Here is a 22,091-nt window from a genome sequence, read left to right as displayed (position 1 = left end):
CCGGCTGGGGCCCAGACGCTCCCGCTTGATCTTTAAACCCCCCGCCGGGGGGTGGGGGGGGCGTCAACCCTATGGGCGCGGCCCCCCTGTCCAGGGGGCCGCCGCCTTTCGTGTCGCCTAGAACCCGTCGTATCGCCCAGGCCCCGTTCGGGTCGTAGCCGAGGCCCCTGTCGTGTGGTCACGCCGCACTTTTGTGTCTCGCCGGGGCCGCCGTGGGCCCAGGCGCCGCTACTTCCGCGGCACCGTCCCGCCCCCGGTCGCGTCCACGACCTTCCGGTCGCCGAGCGGCTTCTCCAGCGTCACCGTCTCCTTGAGCTCCTTCGCGATCATGATGCAGACCTTGCCCGGCTCCTGCGGGGTCTCGGTGACCGTCACGGTCACCTGGTCCGCGCTCTCGCTCGCCGACGCCGAGTAGTCACTGCAGACGCCGCCCCAGAAGTGCAGTGTCAGCGACCGCCCGTCCGCGCTGTACGACTCGATGTGCACGCCGCGCGGAGTGCTGCCCGACTCGTCCCCGCCGCCCGGGGTGCTCGGCCGCGGACTCGGCTCGGCCGGCTCCGCGCTGGGAGCCTCCGGCGCCCTCAGATACTCGGGATCCACCGCCGGATGCGTGATCGTGAAGCTGTCCTCGGCGCCCTTCGGCCGTACCTCGAAGAGCCACGACGGAACGAGCGTCTGCCGCCCGTCCACGAAGTGCACCGCGAGTCCGAACGTCGCGCCCCGCACGGCGACGGTCTGGGGCGTCGCGGGCGAGGCGGTGCTGTCACAGGGCGCGTCCTTCTCGTCCTGCCCCTCCAGCGGCACGGCGCTGGCGCAGCCGCCGATGCCGACGCGACCGCCCCCGGTCGCGGACCTGTTCAGCAGATCCAGCGTCTCCCGGGCGCTGATCACGGGGTACGTGTCGCCCTTCACCGGCTTCTTCAGCTGTCCGCTGCCGCCCACCACCTGGCCGTCGGCACCGACCTGGATGCCGGTCGACCAGCCGTACGTCGGCAGCCCGCCGATCTCCGGTTCCGCGTTCACCACGCGCACCGCCCCCATGAGTTGACGCGCGTCAAGCTTCGCGTCGTCCTGGCCGAGCGCCTTCAGCACGGGCGCGGCGGCCTTCTTCGCGACCTGTTCGCTGACCGCGTCGCCCTCGCCGCCCGGGGCGGTGCCGGTGTCGGCGCATTTCGTGGCGCTCTCGCAGTTGTCGCTCGCGCCCGGTGCGTACCGGCTGAACGTCCAGGTTCCCGGTGCCTGCTTGGTGACCTGAAGCGACGGGCCTGAGCCGTCCTTCGCCGGACCCACCGTCCAGGCCCCGGCCGAGACCTTCGGGGTGCCCTCGACGCCCAGCGCCTTCGCCAGCCGCGTCACCTCGGACGCGCTGACCTCACCCCGCGCGCGGTACACGGCGGCCGAGTCGGGTCCTTCGGGGAGTTTGCCGGCTGCCCGGTACGTTGCGCCGTTCGGGTCGGGCTCGCCCGTCGCGATGCCCTCGCCGGGACTCTCCGTATACCCGTCCAGGACGAGCGGAGGGGGAGTGCTCCCGTTCCCGGACGGGGCACCGGACTCCCTGCCGCCGCCACCGCCGGACGCCGTCGCGGCGAAGTACGCCCCGCCGCCACCGGCCAGCAGCACTGCGGCCGCGACCGAGGCGACGGCCAGCGGGGTACGCCGCCGACGTGGAACGGCCGCGTCGTTGTCGGGTCGCTCGGTGCTCACCGCATCGCTCCTTCGGCTTCACTGTCGTCCCTGGAGCCCCTCCGGCCGTCCGGAATCCGGTCCGGGCAGGGGAGGGGTCGTAGTGCGCATCCCCTACACGGGGGACAGCGATGGGACGCAGCGGACGAGCGGGCGGTTCCCCGGGCGTCGCCCGGTCGCCATAAAGCCGTCGCTCAGTCGCCGTAATCGGACATCGCGTCCAGCAGCCGCGCCGACTTCGGAGGTACGACGACACCGTGGATGTGGGACGGCGGCACGGGCCGCGGGGCCTCCTCGGCGGGCGCGACCCAGTGGGGCACCATCCGGGCGCAGTCGCCGCGCAGCGCCGCGAGCCCGCCTTCCAGGTCGAGCGGACCGTCGAGCGGAGCGGATTCCCTGACCTTGAAGTTCGTCATAACGGAACCGTAAGCAGCGCGAGCCGCGCCGACAAAGCCCTACTATCCGGTAGTTTTGCCACTTCAGCACGGGTGCGCGGACCCGGTAGCGTGAAACCGTCACCCATCCGTCGCCAGCAGTCCGTAAAGAGCGCTTCGCGCGCCCCCACCGATCCCCGCAGGAGCGTGTCCTCGCCGTGCGTATCGCAGTCACCGGCTCCATCGCCACCGACCATCTGATGACCTTCCCCGGCCGCTTCGCCGACCAGCTGGTCGCCGACCAGCTGCACACGGTCTCCCTCTCCTTCCTGGTCGACGCCCTCGACGTACGCCGTGGCGGTGTCGGCGCCAACATCTGCTTCGGTATGGGGCAGCTCGGCACCAAGCCGATCCTGGTCGGCGCCGCCGGGTCCGACTTCGACGAGTACCGGGGCTGGCTCGACCGGCACGGCGTCGACACGGCCTCCGTGCGGATCTCCGAGGTGCTGCACACCGCCCGCTTCATCTGCACCACCGACGCCGACCACAACCAGATCGGCTCCTTCTATACCGGCGCGATGAGCGAGGCCCGGCTGATCGAGCTCAAGGCGGTCGCGGACCGGATCGGCGGCCTCGACCTCGTGCTGATCGGCGCCGACGACCCCGAGGCGATGCTGCGGCACACCGAGGAATGCCGCAGCCGCGGCATCCCCTTCGCCGCCGACTTCTCGCAGCAGATCTCCCGTATGGACGGGGAGGAGATCCGGATACTGCTGGACGGGGCCGCGTACCTCTTCTCCAACGAGTACGAGAAGGGGCTCATCGAGTCCAAGACCGGCTGGTCCGACGCGGAGATCCTGTCCAAGGTCGGCCACCGCGTCACCACCCTCGGCTCGCGAGGCGTGCGCATCGAGCGTGAAGGAGAGGACCCGATCGAGGTCGGCTGCCCCGAGGAGGAGGTCAAGGCCGACCCGACCGGCGTCGGCGACGCGTTCCGCGCCGGGTTCCTCTCCGGTCTGGCCTGGGGCGTCGGCCTGGAGCGGGCCGCCCAGGTGGGCTGCATGCTGGCGACGCTGGTCATCGAGACGGTCGGCACGCAGGAGTACCAGCTGCGCCGCGGCCACTTCATGGACCGCTTCACCAAGGCCTACGGCCACGAGGCCGCCGCCGAGGTCCAGGCCCACCTCGCGTAGCGGCTCCCTCTCAGCGACAGCGGCTCAGCTCAGGCGGCGTACGACGTACGCCGCCCCCCGCTCGGCCGGCTCCTCGCCCACGTACTCCTGCCCCCGCATCTCGCACCACGCGGGAATGTCGAGGCGCGCCGCCTCGTCGTCGGCGAGGACGGTCACGGTGCCGCCGACCGGCACGTCGCCGATCACCTTGGCCAGCTCGATCACGGGGATCGGGCAGAGCTTGCCGAGGGAGTCGACGACGAGGGACGCCGATTCGGTGCCCCGGGCGGCGGCCTCGGGCGCGCCCAGCTTCCGCCGGACGTCGGAGACGACCCCGGGCAGCACTTCCAGGAACCGCTCCACGTCCTGATCCGGCGTCCCCAGCGGCAGTGACACCCGTACGTTGCCCTCGCTCAGCACCCCCATCGCCCGCAGCACATGGCTCGGTGTCAGCGTGGAGCTCGTGCACGACGAACCGGACGACACGGAGAAACCGGCCCGGTCCAGCTCGTGCAGCACTGTCTCTCCATCGACATAGAGACAGGAGAACGTCAGCAGATGCGGCAGCCTGCGCACCGGATCGCCGACCACCTCGACGTCCGGCACCAGCTCGGGCACCCGCGCCCGGATCCGCTCCGTCAGCTCCCTCAGCCGGGGGGCCTCCGCGGCCGCTTCGGCCCGTACGGCACGCAGCGCGGCCGCGGCCGCGACGATCGCGGGGATGTTCTCGAACCCCGCCGCGCGCCCCGACTCCCGCTCGTCCACCGGCCCTTGGGGCGCGTACCGCACGCCCTTGCGCACGGCGAGCAGCCCGACGCCAGCCGGACCGCCCCATTTGTGGGCACTGCCGGTGAGCACCGACCAGTCGCCCGCCACCGGGCCCCACGCCAGCGACTGCGCCGCGTCCACCAGCAGCGGCACCCCGGCCGCGCGGCACACCTCGGCCACCTCCGCGACCGGCTGCTCGGTGCCCACCTCGTGGTTGGCGGACTGCAGACACGCCAGGGCCGTGCCCTCGCGCAGGGCATCCGCGTACGCCTCCACCGCGACGGAACCGGCGCGGTCCACGGGCACTTCGGTCACTGTCCCGCCCGTTCCCTCGTGTGTCGCAGCGGCATGGAGCACCGACGAGTGTTCGACGGCTGACACGACGAGATGACGTCCGGCGCGGCGGCGCCCGGCCAGCACCCCCGCGATCCCGGAGTGCACCGCGCGCGTACCGGACGAGGTGAAGACGAGCTCGTCGGGACGGCATCCGACCGCCTCCGCGGCCGCCTCGCGCGCCGCGTCGAGCAGCATCCTGGCGCGCCGCCCCTCGCGGTGGAGCCGGGCGGGATCGGCCCACCCCTCGTCGAGCGAGGCCTGCAGCGCCTGGCGGGCGACGGGGTGGAGAGGAGCCGAGGAAGCGACGTCGAAGTAGGGCACGCGAACACGCTAACTCCTGGCCCGAGAGGGCGTCAGGGCACGCCCGGAGCCGGGGATTCCGGGGGCCCGGACTGTGGCAGATCCGCACGCCACGCAGGGTCTCTCAGAGGAAACAGCACTCCTTCGGGGAGTCGGGCGGCGCGTTGGGCACCCTCCCCGCGCGGCCCAAAAAAGCGTCCAGTAGGGTTTGGTCCGCATAAACATCCAAACCCCTGCCCGACGCAGGGCGGCGACCGACCAGCGAGAAGGCCGCAGCCAACAGCGCGGGCGAGACTCTCGGGAAGGCGCTACGTGAGTCCCAACGGCTCCGACCGCTCGCCGCGGCGCCCGATGCGGCGGAAGCTGCTGCAGGCACTGACTGCGGGCCTGGTCCTGGCGACCGCCACCGGTTGCACATACAAGGACTTCCCCCGCCTTGGTATGCCCACCCCGGTCACGGAAGAGGCACCGCGGATCCTCTCCCTCTGGCAGGGCTCCTGGGCGGCTGCGCTCGCCACGGGCGTGCTGGTCTGGGGCCTGATCCTGTGGAGTGCTTTCTTCCACCGGCGCAGCCGCACCAAGGTCGAGATCCCTCCGCAGACCCGGTACAACATGCCCCTCGAGGCGCTGTACACCGTGGTCCCGATCATCATCGTCTCGGTGCTCTTCTACTTCACCGCCCGCGATGAGTCGAAGCTCCTCGAGCTCTCCCCCAAGCCCGCCCACACCATCAACGTGGTGGGCTACCAGTGGAGCTGGGGCTTCAACTACATCGAGGACGTGCCGGGTTCGACCGGCGACGCCAAGACCGACGAGAACCTTGCCGCGATCCCGCAGCGGTTCAAGGACGACTTCCCGGCCAACGCCGGCGGCGTCTACGAGGTCGGCACGCCGGGCGAGCGGAACCCGCAGACGAACAACCCCGGCCCGACCCTTTGGCTCCCCAAGGGCGAGAAGGTCCGCTTCGTCCTCACCTCGCGTGACGTCATCCACTCCTTCTGGGTGGTGCCGTTCCTCATGAAGCAGGACGTCATCCCGGGCCACACCAACTCCTTCGAGGTGACCCCCAACCAGGAAGGCACGTTCCTGGGCAAGTGCGCCGAGCTGTGCGGCGTCGACCACTCCCGGATGCTCTTCAACGTGAAGGTCGTCTCTCCGGAGCGCTACCAGAAGCACCTGGAAGAGCTCGCGAAGGCGGGCCAGACCGGTTACGTCCCGGCCGGCATCGAGCAGACGACGCACGAAAAGAACCGGGAGACGAAGACCACGTGAGCATCCTCAACGAACCCCAGGGTGCCGCAGCCGACTCGTACGAGAACGAGCTGCCGGTACGGAAGAAGCAGCCCGGCAACGTCGTGGTGAAGTGGCTGACGACCACCGACCACAAGACGATCGGCACGCTGTACCTCGTCACGTCGTTCGCGTTCTTCTGCATCGGCGGTCTGCTGGCGCTCTTCATGCGCGCCGAACTGGCCCGTCCCGGCACGCAGATCATGTCGAACGAGCAGTTCAACCAGGCGTTCACGATGCACGGCACGATCATGCTGCTGATGTTCGCGACGCCACTGTTCGCCGGATTCGCGAACTGGATCATGCCGCTGCAGATCGGCGCGCCCGACGTGGCGTTCCCGCGGCTGAACATGTTCGCCTACTGGCTCTACCTGTTCGGCTCGCTGATCGCGGTGGCCGGCTTCCTCACCCCGCAGGGTGCGGCCGACTTCGGCTGGTTCGCCTACTCCCCGCTGTCGGACGCGGTCCGCTCACCGGGTGTCGGCGCGGACATGTGGATCATGGGTCTGGCCTTCTCCGGCTTCGGCACCATCCTCGGCTCGGTCAACTTCATCACCACGATCATCTGCATGCGTGCCCCGGGCATGACCATGTTCCGCATGCCGATCTTCACCTGGAACGTGCTGCTCACCGGTGTGCTGGTGCTGCTGGCCTTCCCGGTGCTCGCGGCGGCGCTGTTCGCCCTCGAGGTGGACCGCAAGTTCGGAGCGCACATCTTCGACGCGGCCAACGGCGGCGCACTGCTATGGCAACACCTCTTCTGGTTCTTCGGCCATCCAGAGGTGTACATCATCGCCTTGCCGTTCTTCGGCATCATTTCCGAGGTCATCCCGGTCTTCTCGCGTAAGCCGATCTTCGGTTACATCGGCCTGATCGCGGCGACGATCTCGATCGCGGGTCTGTCGGTGACGGTGTGGGCGCACCACATGTACGTCACGGGCGGTGTGCTCCTGCCGTTCTTCTCCTTCATGACGTTCCTCATCGCGGTCCCGACCGGTGTGAAGTTCTTCAACTGGATCGGAACGATGTGGAAGGGCTCGTTGTCCTTCGAGACGCCGATGCTGTGGTCGATCGGCTTCCTGATCACCTTCCTCTTCGGTGGTCTGACCGGCGTCATCCTGGCCTCGCCGCCGATGGACTTCCACGTCTCCGACTCGTACTTCGTGGTGGCTCACTTCCACTACGTGGTGTTCGGCACCGTGGTGTTCGCGATGTTCGCCGGCTTCCACTTCTGGTGGCCGAAGTTCACCGGCAAGATGCTGGACGAGCGGCTCGGCAAGATCACCTTCTGGACGCTGTTCGTGGGCTTCCACGGCACGTTCCTGGTCCAGCACTGGCTGGGCGCCGAGGGTATGCCGCGTCGTTACGCGGACTACCTCGCCGCCGACGGCTTCACCGCGCTGAACACCATCTCCACGATCAGCTCGTTCGTGCTGGGCCTGTCGATCCTGCCGTTCTTCTACAACGTGTGGAAGACGGCCAAGTACGGCAAGCCGGTCGGCGTCGACGACCCGTGGGGCTACGGCCGCTCGCTCGAGTGGGCGACCTCCTGCCCGCCGCCCCGGCACAACTTCCTCACGCTGCCCCGGATCCGTTCCGAATCCCCGGCGTTCGACCTGCACCATCCGGAGATCGCCGCTCTCGAGCCGCTCGGTCACGCCGGTCACGGTGCCAGTGCCATCTCCGCTGAGAAGGGGGCCGGCAAGTGAAGATCCAGGGCAAGATGTTCATCTGGCTGAGCGTCTTCATCCTCGTCATGGCGATCGTCTATGGCGTGTGGTCGAAGGAGCCGGCCGGTACCACGGCGCTCTTCCTGGCCTTCGGCCTGTCCATCATGATCGGCTACTACCTGGCCTTCACGGCCCGGCGGGTCGACGCGGGTGCGCAGGACAACAAGGAGGCCGACGTCGCGGACGACGCCGGTGAGGTGGGCTTCTTCAGCCCGCACAGCTGGCAGCCGCTCGCGCTGGGCATCGGCGGCTCGCTCGCCTTCCTGGGCGTCATCTTCGGATGGTGGCTGCTGTACTTCTCGGCGCCGATCATCATGGTCGGCCTGTGGGGCTGGGTCTTCGAGTACTACCGCGGCGAGAACCAGAACCAATAACACGATCACAACGCAGAGGGGCCCGGACACACCGTCAAGAGTGTCCGGGCCCCCTCGTTTGCAGTAACGAACACACCCGTACGGGTTACATGACGAGCTGCGGATGACGAAGCTTTCTAGCGTTGGCCCATGAGCCACACTTCGCGAATCCGCTCGGTCATAAGCTGCACCGCGCTGGTGGTCGCGTTCGGCGCCACCGTCGTTTCCTGCAGTTTCGACAGCAACCCGCTCTCCGAGCAGCCGTACGACGCAGCGGACCAGATCGTCTTCAACGGTCCCTCGGGGAACGAGAAGGCAGACCCTGACAAGCCTCTGGAGATCACCACCCAGGGCGGGGCAGGACGCATCACCGACGTCACCGCCACCGATGCGTCAGGACGCTACGTGCCGGGGGAGCTGTCCGCCGACGGCACACGCTGGCACAGCACCACCCCCCTGGCCGCCGGCACCCGCTACACGGTCCGGGTGAGCACCGAGAACGGTGACGGCGCACCGGGCCGCAAGACCCTCACCTTCGACACAGGCCCGGCCGACCAGAAGAAACGGCTGCAGGTCACCTTCGGACCCGAGTCGGGAACCTACGGCGTGGGCCAGCCGATCACCGCGGAGCTCAGCGCCCCGGTGAAGGACAAGGCCGCCAGAGCCGTCGTGGAGCGTGCCCTCAGGGTCGACGCGCGCCCCGCCATGCAAGGAGCCTGGCACTGGGTCGACGACAAGACGCTGCACTACCGGCCGGAGCAGTACTGGGCCCCGGGCACCACCATCGACGTGCGCAGCGCCCTCGAGGGCATCAAGGTCGGCGACCGGCTCTGGGGCGCCGCGTCGACGCCGCTGAAACTGACGATCGGCGACCGCCTGGAGGCCATCACGGACGCCGCGACCCACACCATGACGGTGTACCGCAACGGCAAAGTGATCAACACCATCCCGGTCACCACCGGCAAGCCGGGCTTCGAGACCCGCAACGGCATCAAGGTGGTGCTCGAGAAGGCTTACTACGTCCGCATGCGGAGCAGCACCGTCGGCATCGCGGCGGGCAGCTCGGAGTCGTACGACCTGCCCGTGTACTACGCGACGCGGGTCACCTGGAGCGGTGAGTACGTGCACGCCGCGCCCTGGTCCGTGGGCTCCCAGGGCTCGGCCAACGTCAGCCACGGATGCACTGGCATGAGCACATCCAACGCCGCCTGGTTCTTCCGGACCTTCAACCCGGGCGACATCGTCAAGGTCGTCAACAGCAACGGCCAGGAGATGGACCCGTTCGGCAACGGCTTTGGCGACTGGAACGTCAGCTGGAAGAACTGGCGCGCCGGAAGCGCCGTACTGGGAGGGACGCCCGAAGCCCCCGGTCCGGCGGAGATGGCACGGCTGCGCCCGGGCGTATGACGCCCGCGGGCGCGTGCCGCCCGCGGGCCATGACCTAGACGGGGGCCGTCAGGCCCCCACAGCCCGCCTGCTGCGGAGCAGACCGGCCAGCGCCTCGGCGAACTCCACCGGCTCGACCGGCAGCGTCACCGCCGCGTCCGCACGGCTCCAGGTGGCCAGCCACGCGTCCTGCGGGCGGCCCATCAGCAGCAGCACCGGCGGGCAGCGGAAGATCTCGTCCTTGATCTGGCGGCACACGCCCATGCCGCCCGCCGGGACGGCCTCGCCGTCCAGCACACACACGTCGATCCCGCCCCGGTCCAGCTCCTTCAGGACCGCGGGAAGCGTCGCGCACTCGATGAACTCGACGGCGGGAACGTCTGTGGCCGGCCTGCGGCCGGTCGCCAACCGGACCTGTTCGCGGGTGCTCGCGTTGTTGCTGTAGACCAGCACCGTGGCCGTCGGCTGCATTGTTCCTCCGCGTCTTTGGTCGGGAACTCTTCGGTACCGATGCGCCGGATGCTACTCCCTCGCACCGCCCGTCAACACCTGTTGCAACCGCCCGTCAACACCTGTCGCGAGGGGCCCTCCAATGGGCCATATGGGCTGCACACACGCGGGGGACACTCCGAACGGCACCCCCCGTAGTGAGGGCGGGATAAGCGACCGACATAATGTCGGTCGTGGCGACAGCAACGACAGTAGAAACCGGGCACGCGCACCCGTCGGTCAATCGGCCGAACCTCACCAGCGTCGGAACCATCATCTGGCTGAGTTCCGAGCTGATGTTCTTCGCGGCCCTCTTCGCGATGTACTTCACCCTGCGATCGGTGACCGGTCCCGACCACTGGAAGGAAATGGCGTCCGCGCTGAACCTTCCGTTCTCGGCGACGAACACCACGATCCTGGTGCTCTCCTCCCTCACCTGCCAGCTCGGCGTGTTCGCCGCCGAGCGCGGTGACGTGAAGAAGCTCCGGATGTGGTTCATCGTCACCTTCATCATGGGTGCGATCTTCATCGGCGGTCAGGTCTTCGAGTACACGGAGCTGGTCAAGAAGGACGGGCTCTCGCTCTCCTCCGACCCGTACGGCTCCGTGTTCTACCTGACCACCGGCTTCCACGGCCTTCACGTGACGGGCGGTCTCATCGCCTTCCTGCTGGTCCTCGGCAGGACGTACATGGCCCGGAGGTTCACCCACGAGCAGGCGACCGCCGCGATCGTCGTGTCCTACTACTGGCACTTCGTCGATGTCGTCTGGATCGGTCTCTTCGCCACGATCTACTTGATCAAGTAATCGGATCGTTCTCGACAACCGATCCATCCAGAAGCATCGACGCAGAAAATCCTGACACCGGGGTAATCCGTGAAAAAGCTCTCCGCACGACGACGCCATCCGCTGGCGGCAGTCGTCGTCCTACTCCTCGCGCTGGCGGCCACCGGGGGGCTGTACGCCGTGTTCGCTCCGGCGGACAAGGCACAGGCCGAAGAAACCTCCCAGTCCCTCGCCATCGACGAGGGCAAGAAGCTCTACTCGGTGGGCTGCGCCAGCTGCCACGGGACGGGCGGTCAGGGCACCTCCGACGGCCCGAGCCTCGTGGGTGTCGGTGCCGCGGCGGTCGACTTCCAGGTCGGCACCGGCCGTATGCCGGCCCAGCAGCCCGGCGCCCAGGTGCCGAAGAAGAAGAACATCTACACGCAGGCTGAGATCGACCAGCTCGCGGCGTACATCGCCTCCCTGGGAGCCGGCCCGGCCATCCCCACCGCGGAGCAGTACAGCCCCGAGGGCGCGGACATCGCCAGGGGCGGTGAGCTCTTCCGTACCAACTGCGCGCAGTGCCACAACTTCACCGGTGAGGGTGGCGCGCTGACGCACGGAAAGTACGCTCCGAGCCTCGAGGACGTGGACCCCAAGCACATCTACGAGGCCATGCTGACCGGCCCGCAGAACATGCCGTCCTTCCCGGACACCACGATGACCGAGAAGAACAAGAAGGACATCGTCGCGTACCTCGACGCGGTCAACAGCGACAAGACCGTCAACCAGGGCGGCCTCAACCTGGGCGGCCTCGGGCCGGTCACTGAGGGCCTGTTCGGTTGGATCTTCGGTCTCGGCGCCCTGGTCGCCGTCGCCATCTGGGTTGCCGCTCGGACCGCAAAGGCCAAGAAGTCATGAGTAGCCAAGACATTCCAGAAGAGAAGCTGCCCACAGTGCAGGACGAGCACGGTGCCGCCGTAGCGCTCGCGGACGAGGAGAACCCGTTCGCGGACCCGGGGATGCCGCCGCACGAGCACCGCATCCAGGACATCGACGAACGGGCAGCCAAGCGCTCCGAGCGCGCGGTCGCCCTCATGTTCACGCTGTCCATGCTGGCCACCGTCGGCTTCATCGCCTCGTACGTGACCATCCCGGTGGACAAGAGCATCTTCGTCTTCCCGATCGGTCACATCAGCGCCCTCAACTTCGCGCTGGGCCTGACCCTCGGTATCGCGCTGTTCGCCATCGGCGCGGGCGCGGTCCACTGGGCCCGCACCCTGATGTCGGACGAGGAGCTCGTCGACGAGCGTCACGCGATCGAGGCCTCGCCCGAGACGAAGGCCAAGGTCCTCGCCGACTTCAAGCAGGGTGCCAAGGAGTCGGCGATCGGGCGCCGCAAGCTGATCCGCAACACGATGTTCGGTGCGCTGGCTCTGTTCCCGCTCTCCGGCGTCGTCCTGCTGCGCGACCTGGGCCCGCTGCCCGAGGACAAGCTGCGCCACACGCTGTGGAAAAAGGGCAAGCTCCTGATCAACCAGAACACCAACGAGCCGATGCGTCCCTCGGACATCGCCGTCGGTTCGCTGACCTTCGCCCAGCCGGAGGGTCTGGAGGAGCACGACCACGACTACCAGACCCAGATCGCCAAGGCGGCCCTGATGCTCGTCCGGATCCAGCCGGACAACATCAAGAGCAAGCAGACCCTTGAGTGGTCGCACCAGGGGATCCTGGCGTACTCGAAGATCTGCACCCACGTGGGCTGCCCGATCTCCCTGTACGAGCAGCAGACGCACCACGTCCTCTGCCCGTGCCACCAGTCCACCTTCGACCTTTCCGACGGTGGCCAAGTAATCTTCGGCCCGGCCGGTCACCCCCTGCCGCAGCTGCGGATCGGTGTGAATGACGAGGGCTACCTCGAGGCGCTCGACGACTTCGAAGAGCCCGTCGGTCCTGCCTTCTGGGAGCGCGGATGAGTACTACGACGACCAAAGACGCACGAGGCAAGGCACCGGCCGGCGAGCGGGTCGCCGACTGGGCCGACGGCCGGCTGGGGATCTACTCCCTGGCCAAGGCCAACATGCGCAAGATCTTCCCGGACCACCCGTCCTTCATGCTGGGCGAGATCTGCCTCTACAGCTTCATCATCATCATCCTCACGGGTGTGTACCTGACGCTGTTCTTCCACCCGTCGATGAACGAGGTGGAGTACAGCGGCAGTTACGTCCCGCTGCAGGGCCAGCTGATGTCCGAGGCCTTCAACTCGACGATGCACATCAGCTTCGACGTCCGCGGTGGTCTGCTCATCCGGCAGATCCACCACTGGGCGGCGCTGGTCTTCCTCGCGGGCATGTTCGTGCACATGATGCGCGTCTTCTTCACGGGCGCGTTCCGTAAGCCGCGTGAGATCAACTGGGTGTTCGGCTTCCTGCTGTTCGTCCTCGGCATGTTCACCGGTTTCACCGGTTACTCGCTGCCGGACGACCTGCTCTCCGGCACCGGTGTCCGCTTCATGGAGGGCGCGGTCCTGTCCGTGCCGATCGTCGGCACGTACCTGTCGTTCTTCCTGTTCGGCGGCGAGTTCCCCGGCGGCGACTTCGTGGCCCGGTTCTACTCGGTCCACATCCTGCTGCTGCCGGGCATCATGCTCGGCCTGGTGGTCGCCCACCTGATCCTGGTCTTCTACCACAAGCACACGCAGTTCGCGGGCCCCGGACGGACCAACAACAACGTCGTGGGCATGCCGCTGCTGCCGGTCTACATGGCCAAGGCCGGAGGCTTCTTCTTCCTGGTCTTCGGTGTCATCGCGGTCATCGCGGCGCTGGTGCAGATCAACCCGATCTGGGCCATGGGTCCGTACCGGCCGGACCAGGTGTCCACCGGTGCGCAGCCCGACTGGTACATGGGCTTCTCCGAGGGCCTCATCCGTGCCATGCCGGGCTGGGAGATCAACCTCTGGGGCCACACGCTCGTCCTGGGCGTCTTCGTGCCGCTCATGATCTTCCCGCTGGTCCTGCTCGCGATCGCGGTCTACCCGTTCATCGAGTCCTGGGTCACCGGCGACAAGAGCGAGCACCACATCCTGGACCGCCCGCGCAACGCCCCGACCCGAACGGGCGTCGGCGTCGCGTGGATCACCTGGTACTGCGTGATGCTGATCGGTGGTGGCAACGACCTGTTCGCCACGCACTTCCACCTGTCGATCAACGCCGTCACCTGGTTCGTCCGGATCGCGTTCTTCGTCGCACCGGTCATCGCGTTCATCGTCACCAAGCGGATCTGCCTCGGCCTGCAGCGCCGCGACCGCGAGAAGGTGCTGCACGGACGCGAGTCCGGCATCATCAAGCGCCTGCCGCACGGTGAGTTCATCGAGATCCACGAGCCGCTCAGCCAGGAGCAGCTGCACACGCTCACGGCGCACGAGCAGTACGAGCCGGTCGAGATCGGCCCGGCCGTCGACGAGCACGGCGTGGAGCGCAAGATCCCGGCCTCGGAGAAGCTGCGGGCCAAGCTCTCCGAGAACTACTACGGCGAGGGCCACCAGATTCCCAAGCCGACCGTCGACGAGTTCAAGGAGATCACCAGCGGCCACGGCCACCACTGATCATCGAGCTCTGACCTGAAGGTCGCCACGGCAGGAGCCCCGTCCATTGCATGGACGGGGCTCTTTGCCGTGCCCGGGCCTGGATAGGGTGGGTCCCATCCGTATACGAGACCCGGGGCGCGGCCTCGTGCGGGACCCTGTGCGATGTCTGCGCCGGGATCTCCGTCTACGAGCGTCCGCCCGGGCAGCACCCCAGGAGCGGCATATGAGCGCTGTGACCCCCGCAGGAGGCAACACCGCGGCGGGCCGTTCCTGGCCCGAGGTACTGAGCGCACTGCTCGGCGGGCAGGACCTGAGCTCCGGTGACACGGCGTGGGCGATGGACCGCATCATGAGCGGCGAGGCCACTGACGCCCAGATCGCGGGCTTCATGGTGGCGCTGCGGGCCAAGGGAGAGACCGTCGAGGAGATCACCGGTCTCGTCGAGGCGATGTACGCGCACGCGCAGCCGCTGAACATCCCCGGGCCGGCCGTCGACATCGTCGGTACGGGCGGCGACCGGGCCAAGACGGTCAACATCTCGACGATGTCCGCCATCGTGATCGCGGGTACCGGGGCCAAGGTCATCAAGCACGGCAACCGGGCGGCGTCCTCGGCGAGCGGCTCGTCCGACGTGCTGGAGAAGCTCGGCATCAACCTGGACATGTCGCCCGAGCGTGTGGCGCAGGTGGTGGACGAGGCCGGGATCACCTTCTGTTTCGCGGCCAAGTTCCACCCGGCGATGCGGTTCGTCGGTGCGGTCCGGCGGGATCTGGGGATCGCGACCTCGTTCAACATCCTCGGCCCGCTGACCAACCCCGCCCGGGTCACCGCCTCCGCGATCGGCTGCTTCGACACCCGGATGGCGGGGCTCATGGCCGGTGTACTGGCCGAGCGCGGCTCGTCCGCGCTGGTGTTCCGCGGCGACGACGGGCTCGACGAGCTGACGACGACCTCCACCTCGCGGGTGTGGGTCGTGCGGGACGGGGCGGTGCGCGAGGAGAGCTTCGACCCGCGGGACGTCGGGATCGAGCTGGTACCGGTGGAGGCGCTGCGGGGCGGCGACGCGTCCCACAACGCCGACGTGGCCCGCCGGCTGCTGGCCGGCGAGCCCGGGCCCGTACGGGACGCCGTGCTGCTCAACTCGGCGGCGGCCCTGGTCGCTTTCTCGCCGGGCGAGGGAGCGCTGGCGGAGCAGATCCGTGCCGGGATGGAGCGGGCCGCGGAGTCGATCGACTCGGGGGCGGCTCGGCGGGTGCTGGAGCGGTGGGTGGCGGCGAGTAACTCGTAGCGAGGTTCGCCTGGCCGCGGGCTGAGCGGGTGCCCTCACCTGCAGCCGGTGGCCGGTTCCCCCGGTGCAACTGCTGTCCGCGATGCGGACAGCAGTTGCACCGGCGCGATCATCTGGCATAGTTCTCGGCAGGTCATGAGCGACAGCGACTAGGCCCCGGCCCGCTGTCCGGCAACCCTCCGTCCGTGGCGGGGTGCCCCGGGTGAAGACCTGGCCGCAGGCAGAGAGGTCTGCGGCAAGCGCGGACCCCTTGTCAGGTTCCTGGGGTCCTGGTCCTCGAGGAGCTGTCTCGTGAGCAAGCGAATGCGATAGGGCGCCAAGCCCCTTCTCGCACACCCCTTTTCACCTTTCACCCTTTTCTGCGCTTGAGCTGTCACGCCTGCTCGCGCAGTCAATTCGCTTAGCTCTCACGGGAGTTCGCCATGTCTGTCTCCACTGCTGTCGCCGACCAGTCCGTTTGCCGTGACATTTCCGGGGCCCTACCCGTTCTGGGGCGCGATGTCCTCGTCCCGCTCGTCACCGGCGGCGAGGTCACGTACGCCGCCCTCGACTACGCCGCGAGCGCCCCGGCCCTGCAGCGCGTCTGGGACGACGTGGCGGCGTACGCGCCGTACTACGGCAGCGTGCACCGCGGCGCCGGGTACCTGTCGCAGCTGTCGACGGAGCTCTTCGAGAACGCGCGTCACGACGTCGAGGAGTTCCTCGGCTGCCGGGAAGGGGACCAGGTGGTCTTCACCCGGTCGACCACCGACTCGCTCAATCTGCTGGCCGCCGCGCTGCCCGAGGGGTGCCAGGTCTTCGTCTTCGAGACCGAGCACCACGCGTCCCTGCTGCCGTGGCGCGAGGCGCGGGTGACGTATCTCGACGCGCCTCGTACGCCGGAAGAGGCTGTGCGGACGCTGGAGCGGGCCCTGGCCGACCGGGACCCTTACGGGCCTGCGCTGGTCTGCGTCACCGGGGCGTCCAACGTGACCGGTGAGCTGTGGCCTGTACGGGAGCTGGCCGCCGCCGCGCATGCGCACGGTGCGCGGATCGTGCTGGACGCCGCCCAGCTCGCACCGCACCACCCTGTGTCCGTACGGGAGTTGGACGTCGACTGGGTCGCCTTCTCCGGGCACAAGCTGTACGCACCGTTCGGCTCCGGCGTGCTCGCCGGCCGTGCCGACTGGCTGCAGGACGCCGAGCCGTACCTGGCGGGTGGCGGCGCCAGCCGCAAGGTCGCACGGCGCACGGACGGTGGACTCGACGTCGAGTGGCACACCACCGCCGCGCGCCACGAGGCCGGTTCGCCCAACGTCATCGGCGCCTACGCGATCGCCTCGGCGTGCAAGGCGCTCACCGAGGCCGGGTTCGACGCCCTGGTCGCGCGGGAGCAGCAGCTCATCTCGGCCGTACGTGCAGGCCTCGCCGAGGTGCCCGAGGTGCGGGTGCTCTCGCTGTTCGGGGACGACGCCCCGCGGGTGGGTGTTCTTTCATTCGTCGTCGACGGGTGGAACAGCTCGCACTTCGCGGCCGCGCTGTCCGCGGAGTACGGCATCGGCGTACGCGACGGACTCTTCTGCGCCCACCCGCTCGTGCGCACCCTGCTCGGCAGCGAGCCGCAGACGCAGGGCGAATGCGGTGCCCCCGAGGCGGCGCCCGGCGAGAAGTCGCTCAACGCCATCCGGGTGAGCTTCGGCGCGGGCACGCCGGACGAGCATGTCGAGCGGTTCGTACGGGCCGTCAAGGAACTCGTCCGGGACGGCGCCAAGTGGAACTACCGCACCGAGGACGGGCGCTGCGTCCCTGACACCTCCGCCTGAGGCAGAGGGTCCGGCGGTACGGCAGCCGGGCACCCAGAAGGATCATGCGGAGGGCGCGTTCCGTCGCATCGGTGAGGAACTCGCCGCCGGGGCCGAGCGCCTCGTGCAGCGGGACCGGTGCGGGCAGGATCGCGCTGTACGCGTCCATGCCCGAGGCCCGCACCTGGTGGGCCCCCTCACCGATCGTGTCGGCCAGGACGAGGACCGGGCGTTGTCGCTGACCGGAGGCCGGGACACGACCTCGTCGCTCGGTGTCGGCTCCGGACTGGTGGGGGTGGCCGATGGTGAGCCGCTGTCCAGCACCACCATGGGCGGCACCGAAGGCGCGTCCGGGCTGTCCGTCAGGGCGTAGCTGGTCGCGGCGACGCCCAGCGGTATCGCCACGACGGCGGCCAGGGCGGCCATGTGGTGGGAGAAGACCATGGGGCGATCCTGCGCGCGCCTATGCGCCGCGGGGATGAGCCGGAGATGAAGAACGCTTCATCTCCGAGTCCCGGGCCACCGCACGACCCCGCACCGCGGCAGGGGCTACGAATCGAGGCCGATCGCGAACGCCGCCTCCAGGTCGTGCTGCGAGTACGTACGGAACGCGACATGCGTGTCCGTGGCCTCCACGCCCGGGATCTTGCTGATCCGGCCGGGGATCACGTCCGCCAGGTCGTCGTGGTCCTTGACCCGGACCATGGCGATCAGGTCGTAGGTGCCCGTCACCGAGAAGACCTCGCTGACGTTCTCCAGCGCGGCGATGGATTCGGCGATCTCCGGGATCCGGTCCACGCTGGTCTTGATGAGCACGATCGCGGTGATCACGAGTGACTGTCTCCCTCGGTGGCCGTGGGCTGGGGTTTCACTCTATCCGTCCGGCCGTACGCCTTCTCCCGCCGTCCGTACCGCGCCCACGCATAGAGAAACCCCAGCGAGAAGCCCACGAGGTGGGCCAGATACGCGACGCCCGGGCCCTGGCTCGGGCGGCTCATCGCCAGCCACTGCAGCGCCACCCAGAAGGGCAGGACCACCCAGGCCGGGAAGCGCAGCGGCAGGAAGAACAGGAACGGGAACAGGCTCGTGACGCGGGCCTGCGGGAACAGGAACAGGAACGCGCCGAGGACCGCGGAGATCGCCCCGGAGGCGCCCACCAGCGTCTGCTGCGACCCCGCATGCGCGGTGGCGTAGCCGACCAGGGCCAGATAGCCGCAGCCCACATAGAAGAGCGCGAACTCGATGTGGCCCATGTGCTCCTCGGCCATCGCGCCGAAGACGTACAGGAAGAGCATGTTCCCCAGCAGGTGCAGCCAGCTGCCGTGCACGAAGAGTGCCGTGGCGGGCGTGATCGCGGCCCGTGGCGCCCCGCTGAACAGCTCCGCGGGCACCACCCCCCAGCGCTCGAAGTACGCCACCTGGGCGGCGATCAGCTCCTGTCCGCTGCCGTACACGGGGTTCAGTGCGGATGCCGGTCCGGTGACGAAGATCAGGCAGCACAGGACCATCACGCCGTATGTCACGGGGGCGGTCCGGCCCCGCACCGACCGGTGAATCGCCGCGCCCAGGACACCACGCCGTTTTCCCATCACGGTCAGAGCATGACGTAACGGGAGCAAGCCGTGCGGACCGCCTCGCCGCCGACTGGGGCCCGAGCACGGGGTACCCGGCAGGCCGTAGGGTTACGTGCCATCCGCACCAGGTAAACGGACGCACCATGGATACAGGTGCACCCGTGAAGCTCGAACGAAAGCGACGGCACGATGACGGTTCCCCTGCCGACGGCCCAGACCCGCTGGCGCTGCACACTCTGCGGCAATCTCACGCGTTTCGACGTGACCCGTTCGTCGAAGGTCGTCGAGTACATGCACCTCGATCTGGCCGGGGAGCCGACCGTGGAGGAGCGCGAGGTGGTCAGTGAGACCATCGAGTCGGTGCGCTGCCGCTGGTGCAACGCGGTGGACCAGGTGGAACTCGTCGACAGGCCGGGCGCCGGCTCCTGACGGAGCGGGCCCCGCACGATCATTTGGGGTGACGGATGGTGGAGACCACAGGCGGGGAGCCGGCCGACGGCACCGCTGAGGTGCTCGACCGCCCGCTGCCCGACGGCGTGCGCCGCCGGGTCGTCCAGATCGTCTCGGACGGCTTCGGCGGGCTGACCTTCACTGAACTGCCTGCGCAGCTCAGACAGTACGCACGCTTCACCCCCAGCCGGCGCGCCAAGTTCGCGGGCAACGCGATGGCGGCGGCCGTGGAAGCGGACCCGATCTTCCGTCAGCGCATCGCGGAACGGCTTCGCGAGGCCCAGCCCGAACTCACCGGAGCGCTCGACTCGGGCGCACCGCCCCCCGCCGCGGACCCGCTCGACGTCGCGGCCGCGGCCTACGTGCTGCGCCCCGCGGGCTGGGTGAAGCTGGTGACCGCCGCGGGCGAGGAGGCCCAGCGGGCGGACGCCGAGCGCGCCGACGAGGAGACCCGGGTCGAGCTGGAGCGGCTGCGCGAGGAGCTCGCCGCGGCCCGCGACCAGACCAGGATCGACACGGAACGGCTGCGCACGGAGCTGGAGTCGGCCAAGAAGGAGGCCGAGTCGCTGCAGCGCAAGCTGCGCGCGGCCCTCAGCGACGTCAAGCGCGGCGAGGCCGCACTGCGCAAGGCACGCGCCGAGAACGACGCCGTACGGGCCGAGAGCCAGGCGCAGTTGTCCGCGGCGGAGAGCGAGGCGCGGCGGCTGAAGGCGCGGCTCGGCGAGACCGAGGCGGCGCTGGAGGCGAGCCGCCGGGCGGCGCGCGAGGGCCGCAGCGTGGAGGACATGCGCGTACGGCTGCTGCTCGACACCGTCCTCGACGCGGCCCAGGGGCTCCGCCGCGAACTGGCGCTGCCGCCCGTCTCCGTACGGCCGGCCGAGACCGTGGACGCGGTGGAGCCGGGCCGGATGACCCCGAAGGACATCGCGGCCCGCGCGCTGTCGGACAGCGACCCGGCCGTCCTCGACCAGCTCCTCGCGCTGCCCCAGGTGCATCTCGTCATCGACGGCTACAACGTCACCAAGACCGGCTATCCCCAGATGCCGCTCGAGAAGCAGCGGTTGAGGCTGCTCGGCCAGCTCTCCCTGCTCGCCGCGCAGACCGGTGCCGAGGTCACGTGCGTCTTCGACGGGGCCGAGCTCGCCGCGCCCGTGCTGCTCGCGCCGCCGCGCGGGGTGCGGGTGCTGTTCTCCAAGCCCGGCGTGACGGCCGACGAGCTGATCCGCCAGCTGGTGCGCGCCGAGCCGCCGGGCCGGCCCGTGGTGGTCGTCTCGACCGACCGCGAAGTGGCCGACGGCGTCGCGAAGGTGGGGGCTCGGCCGGTCGCCTCCGCGGTGCTTCTGAAGCGCTTTTCGCACGGCTAAGCGGAATAAGCGAGTCCTGTTCCCGTAGGCGACGTAGGTCGCGTACATCCCATCCGTAACCTCTGGGCGAGATGACCGAATTCGCGGAACCTTCACGCAACGTAGTGTCAGTCGGGCATTACTGCACGTGAGTTCACGGCAAAGAATGCGCTGGGTGACGGAGTTTTTTATGAGGATGATTTGAACTGATCACAGTCAGGTCACTAGGGTCTGGCCTCGAACCTCCGCTCGGGTGATCGCTTATCGGAAGCGACGGCGGAGGGGCACCGCCCACCTCGTTCGGTAGGCGGCTGGAGGAAGAGGAGCTCGCCTTCGTGGCGTCCCACCGTCGACCCAAGCAGCCGAGCCGCACCCGTGTGACCGTGCTCACCGCAACCGCCGCCGCAGCCGTGGCGCTGACCTCGCAGGCCGCCAACGCGGCCCCGAGCGCGAAGCCCAGCAAGGACGAGGTCAAGGCCAAGGTCGACAAGCTCTACGAAGAGGCGGAGAGCGCGACCGAGAAGTACAACGGCGCGAAAGAGAAGCAGCAGAAGCTCGAGAAGCAGATCGACAATCTGCAGGACAAGGTCGCACGCGGCCAGGACGAGCTCAACGACCTGCGGGACGGCCTCGGTTCGCTGGCCAGCGCCCAGTACCGCTCGGGCGGGATCGACCCCTCCGTCCAGCTTTTCCTCTCCTCCGACCCGGACGACTACCTCGACAAGGCGTCCACGCTCGACCAGTTGAGCAGCCAGCAGGTCGAGTCGCTGCGCAAGATCCAGGAGAAGCAGCGCTCGCTCGCCCAGCAGCGCAAGGAAGCCGCCGACAAGCTGGCCGACCTCGCGACCACCCGCAAGGAGCTCCGCGAGAACAAGGAGAAGGTCCAGGGCAAGCTCGCCGATGCGCAGAAGCTCCTCAACACCCTGACGGCCGCGGAGAAGGCAGCCATGCAGGCCGAGGAGGACCGCGCCAGCCGCGCCAGCGCGCGCACCGCCCTCGGCAGCGGCCAGGCAGCCTCCGGCCGTGCCGCCGCGGCCTACTCGGCCGCCCAGAGCAAGCTCGGCTCGCCCTACGTCTACGGCGCCAGCGGCCCCAGCTCCTTCGACTGCTCCGGCCTCACCTCCTGGGCCTTCGCCCAGGCCGGCGTCTCCATACCCCGCACCTCGCAGGCGCAGGCCAACGCCGGCACCCGCATCTACTCGCAGGCCGACCTCAAGGTCGGCGACCTGGTTCTCTTCTACGGCGACCTGCACCACGTCGGCTTCTACGCGGGCAACGGCCAGGTCCTGCACGCCCCCAGGACCGGCACGGTCGTCCGCTACGAGTCGATCAACAACATGCCGTTCCAGTTCGGCGTCCGTATCTGAGGCGTCCGTATCCGAGCCGTCCGGGGCTGAGCCGTCCGTATCCGAGTCGGACGGGCC

Annotated in this window: 21 protein-coding genes and 1 riboswitch; of the genes, 14 read left to right on the top strand and 7 right to left on the bottom strand. The window is 68.9% G+C overall.

Annotated elements, in window-relative coordinates; translation table 11 throughout:
* Positions 1–228 precede the first annotated feature (228 nt).
* The gene (locus ABT009_RS21500) at positions 229–1,704 is read right to left on the bottom strand and encodes a hypothetical protein (protein ID WP_351296980.1); all 1,476 of its coding nucleotides are present in this window, start codon (positions 1,702–1,704) and stop codon (positions 229–231) included.
* A gap of 173 nt (positions 1,705–1,877) precedes the next feature.
* On the bottom strand, positions 1,878–2,099 hold the full coding sequence (locus ABT009_RS21495) for a hypothetical protein (protein ID WP_351296977.1): 222 nt from the start codon (positions 2,097–2,099) through the stop codon (positions 1,878–1,880).
* A gap of 176 nt (positions 2,100–2,275) precedes the next feature.
* Between ABT009_RS21495 and ABT009_RS21490 the strand changes: the two genes are divergently transcribed.
* Positions 2,276–3,250, top strand: coding sequence for a carbohydrate kinase family protein (locus ABT009_RS21490; protein WP_351296974.1), 975 nt, complete (start codon positions 2,276–2,278; stop codon positions 3,248–3,250).
* A 24-nt stretch (positions 3,251–3,274) separates the two neighbouring features.
* Here the strand turns inward: ABT009_RS21490 and ABT009_RS21485 are convergent, their stop codons facing one another.
* The gene (locus tag ABT009_RS21485; protein WP_351296971.1) at positions 3,275–4,654 is read right to left on the bottom strand and encodes a cysteine desulfurase/sulfurtransferase TusA family protein; all 1,380 of its coding nucleotides are present in this window, start codon (positions 4,652–4,654) and stop codon (positions 3,275–3,277) included.
* Positions 4,655–4,945: 291 nt separating this feature from the next.
* Between ABT009_RS21485 and ctaC the strand changes: the two genes are divergently transcribed.
* The 4 genes from ctaC to ABT009_RS21465 all read left to right on the top strand — a co-directional run bounded on the left by ctaC (position 4,946) and on the right by ABT009_RS21465 (position 9,413).
* Positions 4,946–5,905 (top strand): aa3-type cytochrome oxidase subunit II, encoded by a 960-nt coding sequence (gene ctaC, locus ABT009_RS21480; protein ID WP_351296970.1) that lies wholly within the window; start codon positions 4,946–4,948, stop codon positions 5,903–5,905.
* Positions 5,902–7,632: an aa3-type cytochrome oxidase subunit I gene (gene ctaD, locus ABT009_RS21475; protein WP_351296969.1), complete on the top strand. Its 1,731-nt coding sequence runs from the start codon at positions 5,902–5,904 to the stop codon at positions 7,630–7,632. Before ctaC ends, ctaD begins: the two co-directional genes overlap by 4 nt.
* A complete protein-coding gene (locus ABT009_RS21470) occupies positions 7,629–8,027 on the top strand; it encodes a cytochrome c oxidase subunit 4 (protein WP_351296966.1) in 399 nt (132 codons plus the stop codon). The genes ctaD and ABT009_RS21470 overlap by 4 nt, the downstream gene beginning before the upstream one ends.
* A gap of 129 nt (positions 8,028–8,156) precedes the next feature.
* The gene (locus tag ABT009_RS21465; RefSeq protein WP_351296963.1) at positions 8,157–9,413 is read left to right on the top strand and encodes a L,D-transpeptidase; all 1,257 of its coding nucleotides are present in this window, start codon (positions 8,157–8,159) and stop codon (positions 9,411–9,413) included.
* A 48-nt stretch (positions 9,414–9,461) separates the two neighbouring features.
* Here the strand turns inward: ABT009_RS21465 and ABT009_RS21460 are convergent, their stop codons facing one another.
* Complete coding sequence (locus ABT009_RS21460) at positions 9,462–9,863, bottom strand: hypothetical protein (protein WP_351296960.1); 402 nt, start codon at positions 9,861–9,863, stop codon at positions 9,462–9,464.
* Positions 9,864–10,066: 203 nt separating this feature from the next.
* Between ABT009_RS21460 and ctaE the strand changes: the two genes are divergently transcribed.
* The 6 genes from ctaE to ABT009_RS21430 all read left to right on the top strand — a co-directional run bounded on the left by ctaE (position 10,067) and on the right by ABT009_RS21430 (position 17,321).
* Positions 10,067–10,687, top strand: coding sequence for an aa3-type cytochrome oxidase subunit III (ctaE, locus tag ABT009_RS21455; protein WP_351296957.1), 621 nt, complete (start codon positions 10,067–10,069; stop codon positions 10,685–10,687).
* Between the two features lie 69 nt (positions 10,688–10,756).
* Positions 10,757–11,566, top strand: a complete 810-nt coding sequence (gene qcrC, locus ABT009_RS21450; protein WP_351296954.1) for a cytochrome bc1 complex diheme cytochrome c subunit — start codon at positions 10,757–10,759, stop codon at positions 11,564–11,566.
* Positions 11,563–12,621 carry a cytochrome bc1 complex Rieske iron-sulfur subunit gene (qcrA, locus tag ABT009_RS21445; protein ID WP_351296951.1) on the top strand — a complete coding sequence of 353 codons (1,059 nt, stop codon included), beginning with the start codon at positions 11,563–11,565 and terminating at the stop codon, positions 12,619–12,621. Before qcrC ends, qcrA begins: the two co-directional genes overlap by 4 nt.
* The gene (gene qcrB / locus ABT009_RS21440; RefSeq protein WP_351296948.1) at positions 12,618–14,249 is read left to right on the top strand and encodes a cytochrome bc1 complex cytochrome b subunit; all 1,632 of its coding nucleotides are present in this window, start codon (positions 12,618–12,620) and stop codon (positions 14,247–14,249) included. Before qcrA ends, qcrB begins: the two co-directional genes overlap by 4 nt.
* Before the next feature lie 205 nt (positions 14,250–14,454).
* Positions 14,455–15,519 carry an anthranilate phosphoribosyltransferase gene (trpD, locus tag ABT009_RS21435; RefSeq protein WP_351296945.1) on the top strand — a complete coding sequence of 355 codons (1,065 nt, stop codon included), beginning with the start codon at positions 14,455–14,457 and terminating at the stop codon, positions 15,517–15,519.
* A gap of 131 nt (positions 15,520–15,650) precedes the next feature.
* Positions 15,651–15,767, top strand: a riboswitch (SAM riboswitch).
* Positions 15,768–15,941: 174 nt separating this feature from the next.
* Entirely contained in the window at positions 15,942–17,321 is a 1,380-nt protein-coding gene (locus ABT009_RS21430) for an aminotransferase class V-fold PLP-dependent enzyme (RefSeq protein ID WP_351296942.1), read from the top strand.
* A 42-nt stretch (positions 17,322–17,363) separates the two neighbouring features.
* Here the strand turns inward: ABT009_RS21430 and ABT009_RS21425 are convergent, their stop codons facing one another.
* The 3 genes from ABT009_RS21425 to ABT009_RS21415 form a co-directional block, all read right to left on the bottom strand.
* The gene (locus ABT009_RS21425; protein ID WP_351296939.1) at positions 17,364–17,744 is read right to left on the bottom strand and encodes a hypothetical protein; all 381 of its coding nucleotides are present in this window, start codon (positions 17,742–17,744) and stop codon (positions 17,364–17,366) included.
* Between the two features lie 105 nt (positions 17,745–17,849).
* A complete protein-coding gene (locus ABT009_RS21420) occupies positions 17,850–18,131 on the bottom strand; it encodes an Lrp/AsnC family transcriptional regulator (RefSeq protein WP_351296937.1) in 282 nt (93 codons plus the stop codon).
* Complete coding sequence (locus tag ABT009_RS21415) at positions 18,128–18,889, bottom strand: rhomboid family intramembrane serine protease (protein WP_351296934.1); 762 nt, start codon at positions 18,887–18,889, stop codon at positions 18,128–18,130. The genes ABT009_RS21420 and ABT009_RS21415 overlap by 4 nt, the downstream gene beginning before the upstream one ends.
* A 174-nt stretch (positions 18,890–19,063) precedes the next feature.
* Between ABT009_RS21415 and ABT009_RS21410 the strand changes: the two genes are divergently transcribed.
* The 3 genes from ABT009_RS21410 to ABT009_RS21400 all read left to right on the top strand — a co-directional run bounded on the left by ABT009_RS21410 (position 19,064) and on the right by ABT009_RS21400 (position 22,034).
* Positions 19,064–19,303: a hypothetical protein gene (locus tag ABT009_RS21410; RefSeq protein WP_351296931.1), complete on the top strand. Its 240-nt coding sequence runs from the start codon at positions 19,064–19,066 to the stop codon at positions 19,301–19,303.
* A 35-nt stretch (positions 19,304–19,338) separates the two neighbouring features.
* The gene (locus ABT009_RS21405; protein ID WP_351296928.1) at positions 19,339–20,688 is read left to right on the top strand and encodes an NYN domain-containing protein; all 1,350 of its coding nucleotides are present in this window, start codon (positions 19,339–19,341) and stop codon (positions 20,686–20,688) included.
* Between the two features lie 314 nt (positions 20,689–21,002).
* Positions 21,003–22,034 carry a C40 family peptidase gene (locus tag ABT009_RS21400; protein ID WP_351296925.1) on the top strand — a complete coding sequence of 344 codons (1,032 nt, stop codon included), beginning with the start codon at positions 21,003–21,005 and terminating at the stop codon, positions 22,032–22,034.
* Positions 22,035–22,091 lie beyond the last annotated feature (57 nt).

Source organism: Streptomyces sp. NPDC002896 (assembly GCF_040295225.1).
In the GTDB taxonomy this organism is placed as follows: Bacteria; Actinomycetota; Actinomycetes; order Streptomycetales; family Streptomycetaceae; genus Streptomyces.
Note: the sequence above shows the minus strand (reverse complement) of the source record. Positions and strands in the feature narration are given on the sequence as shown.

Bases quoted from the DNA above. Each gene is read 5' to 3' on its own strand.
- ABT009_RS21495 (WP_351296977.1), bottom strand. From the start codon at position 2,099: ATGACGAACTTCAAGGTCAGGGAATCCGCTCCGCTCGACGGTCCGCTC.
- ABT009_RS21465 (WP_351296963.1), top strand. From the start codon at position 8,157: ATGAGCCACACTTCGCGAATCCGCTCGGTCATAAGCTGCACCGCGCTG.
- ABT009_RS21460 (WP_351296960.1), bottom strand. From the start codon at position 9,863: ATGCAGCCGACGGCCACGGTGCTGGTCTACAGCAACAACGCGAGCACC.
- ctaE (WP_351296957.1), top strand. From the start codon at position 10,067: ATGTCGGTCGTGGCGACAGCAACGACAGTAGAAACCGGGCACGCGCAC.
- qcrA (WP_351296951.1), top strand. From the start codon at position 11,563: ATGAGTAGCCAAGACATTCCAGAAGAGAAGCTGCCCACAGTGCAGGAC.
- qcrB (WP_351296948.1), top strand. From the start codon at position 12,618: ATGAGTACTACGACGACCAAAGACGCACGAGGCAAGGCACCGGCCGGC.
- trpD (WP_351296945.1), top strand. From the start codon at position 14,455: ATGAGCGCTGTGACCCCCGCAGGAGGCAACACCGCGGCGGGCCGTTCC.
- ABT009_RS21430 (WP_351296942.1), top strand. From the start codon at position 15,942: ATGTCTGTCTCCACTGCTGTCGCCGACCAGTCCGTTTGCCGTGACATT.
- ABT009_RS21425 (WP_351296939.1), bottom strand. From the start codon at position 17,744: ATGGTCTTCTCCCACCACATGGCCGCCCTGGCCGCCGTCGTGGCGATA.
- ABT009_RS21415 (WP_351296934.1), bottom strand. From the start codon at position 18,889: ATGGGAAAACGGCGTGGTGTCCTGGGCGCGGCGATTCACCGGTCGGTG.
- ABT009_RS21410 (WP_351296931.1), top strand. From the start codon at position 19,064: ATGACGGTTCCCCTGCCGACGGCCCAGACCCGCTGGCGCTGCACACTC.
- ABT009_RS21405 (WP_351296928.1), top strand. From the start codon at position 19,339: ATGGTGGAGACCACAGGCGGGGAGCCGGCCGACGGCACCGCTGAGGTG.